Source organism: Nostoc sp. (genome assembly GCF_036917375.1).
Taxonomy (GTDB): Bacteria; Cyanobacteriota; Cyanobacteriia; order Cyanobacteriales; family Nostocaceae; genus Nostoc.
On sequence record NZ_JBALDN010000115.1, the window covers coordinates 105,665 to 117,156 of the forward strand.

The 11,492-nt window shown below is 42.3% G+C and carries 7 protein-coding genes; 3 read left to right on the top strand and 4 right to left on the bottom strand.

The window, feature by feature from the left end; genetic code table 11:
- Positions 1–259: 259 nt before the first annotated feature.
- From V7K45_RS31650 to V7K45_RS31660, 3 genes are all read right to left on the bottom strand, one after another.
- Positions 260–3,079 (bottom strand): family 10 glycosylhydrolase, encoded by a 2,820-nt coding sequence (locus tag V7K45_RS31650; protein WP_442942087.1) that lies wholly within the window; start codon positions 3,077–3,079, stop codon positions 260–262.
- Positions 3,080–4,158: 1,079 nt separating this feature from the next.
- Entirely contained in the window at positions 4,159–5,484 is a 1,326-nt protein-coding gene (locus tag V7K45_RS31655) for a TIGR03279 family radical SAM protein (RefSeq protein WP_335009750.1), read from the bottom strand.
- Positions 5,485–5,827: 343 nt separating this feature from the next.
- The gene (locus V7K45_RS31660; RefSeq protein ID WP_335009752.1) at positions 5,828–6,652 is read right to left on the bottom strand and encodes an undecaprenyl-diphosphate phosphatase; all 825 of its coding nucleotides are present in this window, start codon (positions 6,650–6,652) and stop codon (positions 5,828–5,830) included.
- 568 nt (positions 6,653–7,220) lie between these two features.
- On the opposite strand from V7K45_RS31660, the gene V7K45_RS31665 reads away from it, so the two are divergent.
- The 3 genes from V7K45_RS31665 to nadB all read left to right on the top strand — a co-directional run bounded on the left by V7K45_RS31665 (position 7,221) and on the right by nadB (position 10,878).
- A complete protein-coding gene (locus tag V7K45_RS31665; protein WP_335009754.1) occupies positions 7,221–8,000 on the top strand; it encodes a DUF3120 domain-containing protein in 780 nt (259 codons plus the stop codon).
- 568 nt (positions 8,001–8,568) lie between these two features.
- A complete protein-coding gene (gene psbU, locus V7K45_RS31670) occupies positions 8,569–8,997 on the top strand; it encodes a photosystem II complex extrinsic protein PsbU (protein WP_292715556.1) in 429 nt (142 codons plus the stop codon).
- Between the two features lie 204 nt (positions 8,998–9,201).
- Positions 9,202–10,878 (top strand): L-aspartate oxidase, encoded by a 1,677-nt coding sequence (gene nadB, locus V7K45_RS31675; RefSeq protein WP_335009756.1) that lies wholly within the window; start codon positions 9,202–9,204, stop codon positions 10,876–10,878.
- A gap of 143 nt (positions 10,879–11,021) precedes the next feature.
- Here the strand turns inward: nadB and V7K45_RS31680 are convergent, their stop codons facing one another.
- Positions 11,022–11,228, bottom strand: a complete 207-nt coding sequence (locus V7K45_RS31680; protein WP_335009758.1) for a hypothetical protein — start codon at positions 11,226–11,228, stop codon at positions 11,022–11,024.
- Between the last annotated feature and the right edge of the window lie 264 nt (positions 11,229–11,492).

Sequence of the window (11,492 nt, forward strand, 5' to 3'; positions counted from 1 at the left end):
CTTGCATAGATTTTAACGATAGCTATCATCAAATAATAGTTATCTAAAGCTGCTTGTCTAAGTATTTTCCAATATTTTGACGCTAAACAAGTAGGAATATTTGGGATACAAACACTACAAAAAGTGTGTTAAGAATTACAAACTAGCTTATATCTAGCTAGTTGGGTATTGAGCATTGGACATGGGGAAGAGGACAAGGGGAAAGACTTGTTGTAAGTTCTAACTTTTGTCACCTTGTCCCCAATTCTCCCCTGCCTCTTCACAAAGGACGCAACTGCACCCGCCGTTCGCCATAACGTAATAGCCTTTCTATAGTTACGAGCCGATTTTCCCAAACTTTGACTTGATAGGAATTCGACTTAATTTCTTGGCTCATCAGTACCCGAAATTGAGACTGGAACCGAGTTAGAGATGCTTTCGCCACGAGTAACTTACTAGCAGAAGGGGAAGCAGCAAGCTGATTTAAAGCACTGCGTAAAACTTCTGCCTGGTTGTTAAAATCTGAAATTTTCTGAGATGGCCTTTGTCGTTGGTCATTTTGGAAAACGAATTTCCATTCCCGTTGTAGCGCGGTGTAACGGATGGCGGCAGTTTGAAAAGGCTGACGGAGAGGAATCGGTTCACTTGTTGTAGATTGAATTCTACCTTGGGTGCTACTAAAGATTTTTTGGAGATCGTTGCTAAAATTCTCTGCTGCAAATAGTGCATAACCACTAACTGGCAAATCCCTTACCAATTGGAGTTGATCGAATGCCCCGATGGTTGGCAAAGAAAGTAAGCGAATTCCCGGCACCAACAAAGTAGCTCCTAATTGTTTAGAGGCAATCCAGGGTTGGGCCAGTCGTTGAAACCGAGAAGTATCGAGAGCATAAGTCATCGGAACAATTAAATCTACATCCCCCTGCCTTGCCCAAGTTTCCCAATTTTGTTGAATTTTTTGAATCCGCTCTTGTTCTGGCAAAGGAAAGACTGCAACCGACAAAATCAAATTCGGTTGCTTTTGTCGCAACTGCTGTGATACTTGGGCGACAAAGCTATCAACTTGCTCGGTGCGAAATTTTGTCCATTTTTGCCACAAATCTGCTTGGCTAGGAGAAATATTCACTGGATCTACACCAGTAAGTTTCTGAAATTGCGCTCTTGCAGCTTTCCCATAGCCATAAGTTCGACCTGCTGATGGGTCTTGGAAAGGATAGCGAATGTAGTCTAGCTGTAGACCATCCACCTTATATTTAGTGACAATTTCTTCATACAGCTTGAGCAAGTATTGCCGCACTTCGGGGTTGGCTGGATCGAAGAATGGCTTGCTCTGACCAACGGGAATCATGTTGCCTAGATTATCGTAGTTTGCCCAATCGGGATGAGCCGCTAGTACTGGCCCTGGATAATTAGGATTAAGGTTGAGAATTTCATTATGGCGTTGATTGCCAGCAGCAAAAGTCCAAACCCAAGCGTGTAATTCCATGTCTCGCTCATGGGCTAGTTTCACTGCTTCTTCCAGTGGGTTCCACCCACGAATTAATGGGTTTTGTTCTTTTGCGACTTGGCTCGGATAAATTGGATAGCCAGCGTTAACAGTTTCAAAAAAGACGGTATTAATCCCGGCTTGGGCGAGGCGATCGAAAATCTGTGCCAGTCCCGCCTTACTACCAGCGCGAACAATCGTTCCCCGATCTAACCAAACTGCGCGAATTTCTGGTTGAGCTAGTTTCCGATCGACAGGAAATTGCTGCCACAAAGTCGTTTTAGCGAGCAGCCACTGCTGACGAGCCAAAGCATAGTTTTTTTGAGCAATCAATTGGGGTAAATTTTTGGCAATCAACCTTGCTTGTGCTAAAGCTTGGTCTTTACTTATGGCTAGCGCCCCCAGTTTGGTTGAGGCTAATTGTATTGGCTGTTCTTTGACAGACTGGGGAGTATTCAAATGCCTAGAAAACTGTTTCCCCTCACCCTCAGATATTGTTTCGCCAACATTAGCCGCATCAGCTAACACCGCTAAATGAGCGCTTTCCACTCGACCAATCAGATTTTCTAGCTCTTGCTGGAGAGCGATCGCTTGGTTGCGATCGATCGGCTCGTTGGAGTTGGGTGCAACATCCAAACGCACCGCTTGTTCTAATTGGTCAATAGCCTCCTGAGAACTTGGGGGTTTGACCATAGGCAGCGATCTAGGTATGGGAGCAGTGGCAGTTTTAGGAGGAATGAATGAGGGAGATGAACTACCCCCCAGCCCCTCTGCCCCCCTGCCCCCCTGCCCCTCCGCCCCTCTGCCCCCCTGCACCGAGGGCGCAGCCGCCACAGTCGTAGAGCAGCTTTGGGAACCTCCTGCTATTTTTTTGGTGCGATTTGATGGCGCTAGTGCTGTCAAATAGTGATTGATAGTAGTTTTTAACCAGGCATTATCCAACTCGGCCGCGGAGGCTGTATCTGTTCCCCAGCGCCAGCCCAAAAAGGTGGAACGCTCAGTTGTCACGACTGCGGCGGGATTATCTTTGGAATTCCAAACAGCAGGAGATTCAGCGCTCATATCATTAGGAATCACAACGCCACCGCGCACTTTACCAAAGAGTCCAGTTTGGTTTGTCCATTCTGGGATCTTGGTTTTTGCAGCTTGAATCTGTTCTGTGTCACTAAGGCTGAATCCCCAATAACCTCCCAAGAGCGATCGCAATAACTGCCGTACTCCTGGCGATGACAAACTACCTACAGGCCCACTAGCAATCAAACGCCCTCCCTTACTCATCCATTCTTCTAGCGCGATCGCTTGAGTTGGTGTTAATGTCTCGACGTTTGGCAAAAACAATACGCGGCGATCGCCCCAATCTGCCCCACTCTTGACATCATTTAGGGAAATTACACAATATTTCACCCCTATTGTCTGTAAGCGATCGCTTATCCCTTTCCATTGATTTGCATTTTCTTGTCCATACACTACGCTCAATACGGGTTCTTCAGTCGCTGCCGTTACTGGTAAAATACTCAAAAAATTTAAAACTACAATTTCACAACTTAAAATAAATAATCTTCTAGCTTTTTTAATTTTTAAACTTATATCTTTTTGGTTTTCCTGATACTTCACCAGTGACTCCTTACTTCATTATTAATTAATTTAGTTATTAGTCAAAATTCATTAGTACAGAATATAGGACTCTAGCTTGATTCCTAGTAAGTTTACTGAGATTCTCACCCGGATTAAGTAAGCTAATCTTTTAATTTTTTAAAATAAAATATAATTCCTATAAGCTTTTCGTAGAAGTACTTAGTGAATGACCTTCATCAATCTAGCCTATCAAAACCAGTAAAAAATGCCAAGATGGATACTCAAATTGCCCAGGCGATTCTATAGAAATTGTTAGCTATTACATTGTGAATTTCATTCCATTGGTGACTAGCTTTTTAGAAAACTTTGTGTTTACCAATTCCAATAGGCTTTTGGGCAATTGCAGAGAGTTTTCACTTAAGCCTAAAAGACAAAATGCCACTTTTATTCTAATTATCTTTTTTTTAGGGTTTTCTGAGTTGAAAAAGTAATACTAGCGCATCTTAAAGCTCTCACCCTAAATCCCTCTCTCAAGCTTGAGAGAGGGACTTTGAAATTGGCTCGGCTCCCCTTCTCACAATTTTAGGAGAAGGGGTTGGCGAATGAAGGCAGATTTAATATTTGTGCAATACGTTTAATTAGTACTCTTGACGAGCGCCAGAATTAAAATAACAATAATTTCTCATGAGTTTGTCTATAAACTTTGAGATTGGGAGAAGACAATAATTTCAACAGTCGCAATTACAACCACCAAAATGTAAAAGGCAATTCGGTTCATATCAGCCAAAAATACTGATGTAAAGATGCAATTTATCGTGTCTATAAAGACCAATTCTCTACACCAATAACTCTTAGATCAATCCGATTGATTTCAAAGTAAACAAAATTTTTATGTTTAATTAAATTTATCATTTTTGGATTTAACATCCAAATGTTTGGATACAAAAAATTAGTTTGAGTTGAAAGGCTTGAAGTTATACCAATTCAAAAAATGTTTACGACAGATAAACCCACCTCTAAACCCTTTTCTTAACAAGAATAGAGGTCGGGGGTGAGATTTTGATATGTACTTCATCCACCTGGGAACTGCTATAGAGTAAAGACCTAACAAAAACAGTTTAAAGAATACAGGTGTTAATTAAATCTTCAACTCCTCCTACTGGTAAAATTTTTGTCTCCAGTTTGCAGGCTACTTCTTCAATACTCATATCATCTAAAAATACCAATTCACCATGTTTGAGCATTACATTTGGCAGTAAAATTCCGTCTCCCAAATCTTGCCCTTGTAAGTTCAACAGCAAATCATGACCAGTTAGTAATCCCGTGACAGTGATACTCTGTCCCCAATAATCACTACATAAAGCACGCATATTTACTTTTAATCCTTCAACAGAATTTAACCGTTTCAAGATAGGTTCAAAGGCGTTTTCTACTGCGTTGCCTACTACCCAAGTTAATTTTCTCTGAGGATAAACTTTTGGCGGTAGTAATTCTGTTGCCGCGGCTGCAAATTGCTTGATAAACAACTGAATTGAACCAACACCATTATCAATTTGGGGATACTCTTCATATTCAGATTCGCTCGGTAATTCCTCACCTGCAATCAAAAACCACTCATCAGCTAACCAAGCGACGTTAGAGGAAAACTTTTGGCGAAATTGTTGCGAGAGTATTCGCACTTGAGAAATCACTTCTTTCGCTTTTTCTCTGGTTACGGGTGTAAGTTCGTCTTCTGGAGGTCGAAACCTTGTCAATCCGACTGGCACAACTGCCACCGACGCCACCGTAGGCACTTCACCAGTATGAAAAGATGCTAAATCTTTTAGGGTTTGCTCCAGGTGTTCGCCATCATTTATACCAGGACAAACAACCACTTGAGCATGAATTTGTAGCCGTCTTTTTTGAAACCACTTGAGTTGTTGCAAGATTTGTCCCGCACGGGGATTTTTCAGCAGTCTAATTCTAACTTCCGGCTCCGTGGCATGAACAGAAACATACAACGGAGATAAGCGCATTTGTTCAATTCGCTGCCATTCTCTTTCTGGCAAATTGGTCAGGGTAAGATAAGAACCGTACAAAAAACTTAAGCGGTAATCGTCGTCTTTAAAGTACAAGCTAGTGCGCTTACCTGGTGGCTGTTGGTCGATAAAGCAAAATGGACAGCGATTATTGCACTGAATTAAGCCATCAAATAGGGCAGTTTCAAATTCTAGCCCCAAGTCTTGGTCGTAATCTTTTTCGATTTCCAGGCTATGAGTTTTACCAGTAGCGTCTAAAACTTCTAGTTCCAAGACTTCATCAGCACACAAAAACTGATAATCAATTAAATCGCGGGGACGTGTACCATTGATTGCAACGATCGCATCCCCAGCTTCAAAACCAATCTCTGCGGCTATTGAGTCTGGAAGAACCTTGGTAATTCGGGCAGGATGAATGGTAGTCATAGGGAATGGGGCATTGGGCATTGGGCATTATAGCGTTTCTCAGTTGAGTCTAATACACGCCTAACCCCCAATCCTTTCCCTACTAATGTTGGGGAGTAAAATTCAAAGCCTCTCTCCTATTAGGAGAGAGGTTTGGAGTGAGGTTAGATTAGACTTCTTGCATAAGTCGGGAAAAGGGGAAAGGGGAAGGGGAAAAGGTTCTGTATTATCCCTTTCCCCTTTAACCTTTACCCTTTTCCCCCTCTTGCAAAAAGCACTTTTGCAAGAGGTCTATTGTATTGTATACAAACGAGCGGTCGCTATAGTCATTTGCTTTGGACAAAGGACAAATGACTCATGACTATTATCCTTTCCAACCTGCTGCGATCGCTAGTAAGATTGCACTACCAAATGCTAATCTATACCATACGAAAATCAAAGTGTTTTTGGTTGCTAAGTATTTGATCAAAAATGCAATTGATAGGTAGGAAAAAATCAAGGTTGAAATAATTCCTACAATTAACAGTGCAACAATGTTATCTGGCAACTGGTGAGCTTGAAACAACTTGAATATTTTCAAGCTTTTGTACAGCGTCGCAATGGTAAGAGTTGGAAACCCTAACAAAAATGAGAATTTTGCTGCTGTAGCGCGTTCTAATCCTAAAAATAAGGCAGTTGTCAACGTCGAACCAGAACGAGAAACACCCGGAATCAAAGCAAGTGTTTGTCCCAATCCAACCAAAATACCATCCCGAATCTGCAATGACTCAAAGCCTCGCTTGCGAGTGCCAACTTTTTCTGCCAAAGCTAGTAAAAGTGCCATGATGATTGACATGATGCCAATAATTAATGCACTCTCAGGTAAAACATCTTTTAAAAGGAAGCCGAAAATTAAAGCGGGCAGTGTTCCGACTACAATACCGACAAGAATCTTCCATTCTTCGCGTTCCCAGTCTTTGGCTTTTAATGCTTCAATTCCACCTTTGGTAATACTATATATCAGCGACCAAAAATACCCCACAATTGCGATAACACTGCCAAATTGAATTGCGTCAACAAAATCTTTAGAACCTAGTTCTTTCCAACCAAATATCTTGGTAAAAATCAGAAGATGTGCAGTGCTGCTGATTGGCAAAAACTCTGTAATACCTTGAACAATACCTAAAATAAAAGCTTGAATAAACTCCATATACAATTAATACCTTTTTCGTGTTATAGAGATCGTGACGAACATTTTTTAGCCGATGATGTTGCTTTATATACTCTCTATTGCACCCAATATTGTAGAAAACTCAATTTTACCGATCGAAAACATCATCGAAGACGCTGACTATGTTCTTACACCCACCTCAATAAGTCAATGCAATTTGAGAAATTCATCAAATTTTAATATTTAGCAGACTCATAGCAGATCGCTTTTCACATCTCTGTAGTCCTTGAGTTACAAGTAACTACAGAGGAGTTCTGTACAGAGTAGAACTTGATATGGATTTGTCTAGCGCAGAATAGACTTCTTGCAAAAGTGGGGGTAAAGGGGAAAGGGAAGGGGTAAAGGGTAAATAAACTCAAAATCCTTTCCCTTTAACCTTTACCCTTTTCCCTCTCTTGCAAAAATACATTTTTGCAAGAGGTCTAATGTTTTGTTTGGTTTGCACCAGCGCTAGTGGAAATTTCAGTATAATTACAATGCCCCAGGGGGGGATTTGAAAATGTGATATCTTAAATAAAATAAAGTTTAGTAACAAATATTAAAAACTTTGATTAATAATACACTGTCTTCCTACAGCGCTTCTACCCCTTCTATTGATACTGAGTTGGATTTAGCTGATACTGGGCTGAAGGGTATCAAGCAATTGGAATCTACACTTTCCCTTTCTCCCTCTTTACCCTTATCTACTTCTGCCCGACAAACTTGGTTAGTGTTTGCAGCAGCGGTGTTTTTGGTAACAGTGCCAGTATTTATAGAAGCGCCTATCGTGCGATCGCTACCAAGTCTGAGTTTAGCGCTGACAGGATTTTGGGTGTGGCTCAGTTTTGCCTTAATGTCACGTCCTGCAACTTACGTCTGGGGAGATTTGCTCTTGGGGTTTAGCTGGAGTTGGTTAGCAGGAGCGATTTACTGGGGTTGGTTGCGTTGGGAACCTTTATGGCATCTGCCTGTGGAATTTATCGGTTTACCTTTTGCTTGCTGGTGTCTGGCGAAGAATTGGGGCAAGGTAGGTAACTGGTTTTATTTAGGTTCTTTACTCGGTACAGTTTTAACAGATGTATATTTTTATATAGTAGATTTGATGCCCTATTGGCGGCAAATCATGAGAGTAGATGCAGATTTAGTACCGCAAATCCTACAAAATGCTCTCATACAAGTACAAGCACCTTGGGGACAAACTTGGGCAATACTTTTCGCCGCAGTGCTACTAACAGTAGGAATTTCAGCTTTAGGTCGAAATCAAAGACACTGGTATGCCTTTGGTGGCGCAGTTTTAAGCACAATTTTGGTAGACAGCCTATTTTTGTTAGCTGCGATCGCAGCGTGAAGAAGGTAGGAGACACTATATGTTGCAATCAGCGTGTAGGCTTCTCTTACTAAAACTTTTCCCAGCCCAATCTACGGCACATCAAAAATGATGCTGTAGATGATTAATTAGTTAAGAAATATTACATAAAAATCGATCGGCATTAAGTCTTTTTTGGTAAGGTTTTCGATCTTAGGAATCGTAAGTTTGGTTTCTGCTTGAGAGGTAGAATCAGCCACCCCGAAAAGATTTCGTCTAGCAGAGAATGCTGCTGGAATCGTCGATGCAACGCTATTGCAGCCATGCAGGCACTCTTTCCACGATAAAAATTTTTGGCAAAAGTATAGTCAAACCCAGTAACGGTAAATATTGTGGATATTAATACGCTGTATATTAGTTTCTGATGACTGCTGTGTTGACTAAGCTATCAGCTTTTGTCCTTTGTCCTTTGTCCTTCGTCCTTGGCGCTCTCACGTAGAGGCATTAACGGCTTTCCGCAGGGAATGACTAATGACTAATGACTAATGACTAATAATTGTTGTTAGCTTAAAACTTTTATTTCTGTTTGATGGAAAGAGGTAGAAAAATCGTGAAAGGATTGGCGCGTTTATTAACAGTGTTTAGCTTGTTACTTAGTTGCTGGGGATGGTTGGGAACAACTCAGATAGCCCAAGCTGCTAGTTTCAACAGTTTTGCTTTTCCCCAAGTCCCAGTTCTGGCAATTGAGCGGCAGAATCGGGCAGACGCTAAACTAGGAACGGAATTTGGTAAAAAAATTGATTTGAATAATACCAACGTCCGAGCTTTTCAACAGTTTCCAGGGCTTTATCCCACCCTGGCTAAGAAAATCATCACCAATGCTCCCTATCAAAAGGTAGAGGATGTATTGGATCTTCCAGGATTGAGCGATCGCCAAAAACAAACCCTGCAAGCCAACCTCGATAAATTCACCGTGACAGAACTAGAGCCTGCCTTCAATGAAGGAGACGATCGCTTTAACAACGGTATCTACAGATAACTGAATTGCAGTTAATGTAGCAAATAGCAGCCCACTCCTGATTCTAGGGAGTGGGAGTATTTTATTAGAGATAAGGGGAATGAGGGAGATGAGGAAGACAAGGGAGACAAGGGAGACAAAGTAAAATAAAATCTTCCCCTGCTCCTCTGCCCCCCTGCTCCCCTGCTCCCCTACCCCTGCCCCCTGCTCCCCCTACCCATTACCTTGTCTCAGATAGATATTCCCAGCCAATTTGATGTCTTAGTAGTCGGTGCTGGTGCCGCTGGACTATACACAGCGCTGTGTCTGCCAGAATCCTTGCGAGTCGGCTTGATTACTAAAGAAACCGTTACTTTGTCCGCCAGTGATTGGGCACAAGGTGGCATTGCCGCAGCAATCGCCCCAGAAGATTCTCCCACGCTGCACATTGAAGATACGATCCAGGCGGGTGCAGGTTTATGCGATCGCACCGCTGTTGAATTTCTCGCCCAACACGCCCCTAGCTGTATTCAATCGCTAGTTAACTTGGGGGTAGCTTTTGACCGTCATGGTCAAGCCTTAGCTTTAACTTTGGAAGCCGCCCATTCTCGCCGCCGTGTTCTCCATGCTGCTGACACTACAGGCAGGGAGGTTACTACTACCCTCACCGCTCAAGTATTACGTCGTCAAAATATTCAAGTTATTCAGCAAGCTTTGGCTTTAAGTTTGTGGATTGAACCCGAAACTGCTTGCTGTCAGGGAATTAGCCTGTTTTATCAAGGTAAAATCACCTGGATAAGAGCTGGTGCTGTGGTATTGGCAACTGGCGGGGGCGGTCAGGTATTTGCCCAAACCACTAACCCGGCAGTGAGTACCGGTGATGGGGTAGCGATCGCATCTCGGGCTGGAGCTATCCTCCGCGATTTAGAATTTATCCAATTTCACCCGACTGCTCTGACTAAACCTGGTGCCGATCGCTTCTTGATCAGCGAAGCTGTACGTGGCGAGGGGGCACATCTCATCGATAATGAAGGGCGACGTTTTGCGTTTGACTACCACCCTGCGGGCGAACTTGCACCGAGAGATGTGGTCAGTAGAGCAATTTTCAGCCATTTACAACGTACCGCCCTTGATTTGGCTACTGCCCATGTGTGGTTGGATATGCGCCCCATCCCTGCCGACAAGATTCGTCACCGCTTTCCCAACATCATCAAAGTTTGTCAGCATTGGGGTGTTGATGTTTTTCACGAACCAATTCCTGTAGCGCCAGCTGCCCATTACTGGATGGGTGGAATTGTTGCGGATCTGATGAATCGCACAAATATCCCTGGTTTGTACGCAGTAGGTGAAACCGCTAGTACTGGTGTGCATGGGGCCAATCGCCTTGCCAGTAATTCCCTGTTGGAATGTATTGTGTTTGGGGCCCAGATGGCTAATATTAAGTTAGAAAATATTGGGCTATCCTCAGAAATACCAGTGCTACCATTACGGAAATTCAGTCCTGATGCTAGTGAGTGGCAGATCCAACAAGCACAGCTAGAAACACTCAGGGAGAAGTTACCGCGTCTAGTGTGGGAAAGTGCTGGTATTTGTCGGGAGCAATCAAGGCTGGAAAATGCGATCGCTACTATTGAATCTTGGCAGCAAGATTTCGCTGCCTTGCCTTTAACTGAATTTTTGCTTGCTTTACGTCCAGTAGAAACCGCTAGTTTTGACCTACCAGATGTTGAACGGCAATTGGGACTTTGGGCAGAAACCCGCAATTTATTAGATGTAGCTGATTTAATTCTCAAAAGTGCTGCTTTTAGAACCGAAAGCCGAGGCGGACACTTCCGTTTAGATTATCCTCAACCGGACTCAAATTGGCAAGTCCACACACTTATACAAACAAATCATTGGTGGACATCTCAACTATTGTCTTGAATCAACTACCTTAAACAGCCTGACGGTTTTCGCAACCCTAAGCACAACATCTTGCAATCAGCCGTTAAGTAAAAGATGTGGTGTCCAAGACGGTAGTTAACTCATCGCGCTGCTCTACCAGATTCTAAAATCTAAAATTGCCATCAACGGGTACCGCTACCATTATGACTGTCGGGACCACCATAATTTGGTGGAATGTATATGTCTTGTAAATTTTGAGAATTGACCTTGCGGGCGATTAAGGTGTTACTGCTAGTAGGGCCAAAAGAATTAGCACTTGCAGTACTGAATAGACCTGTGCAAGCGGCAATTTTTGGAACCAGTATATAAGCACCTATGCAGAATATCATAAACTTTGTGATTCGGAAGTTAGTCTTCATATTTTTCAGTAAATTTACTAATTTTTATTCCAAAACGTATTTTTAGTTACTACCGTATATTTACTGTGCTTTTTGAAAAAGTATTTTAACTTTATGAAATTATTGCTGGTAGTGTACAAATCATTGTGATATTCGCTTGTCGATTAACCTTAATTTGCCGATATAAAAGAGTCTTTATACTTAAGTGGTATTCTTAATAAACCTTTTTTACATCAGTCTCAGGTTAGATATGTC

What these genes read in the sequence shown, in the direction of transcription:
- V7K45_RS31655 (WP_335009750.1), bottom strand. Translation starts at nt 5,484, where the DNA reads ATGACTACCATTCATCCTGCCCGAATTACCAAGGTTCTTCCAGACTCA.
- V7K45_RS31660 (WP_335009752.1), bottom strand. Translation starts at nt 6,652, where the DNA reads ATGGAGTTTATTCAAGCTTTTATTTTAGGTATTGTTCAAGGTATTACA.
- V7K45_RS31680 (WP_335009758.1), bottom strand. Translation starts at nt 11,228, where the DNA reads ATGATATTCTGCATAGGTGCTTATATACTGGTTCCAAAAATTGCCGCT.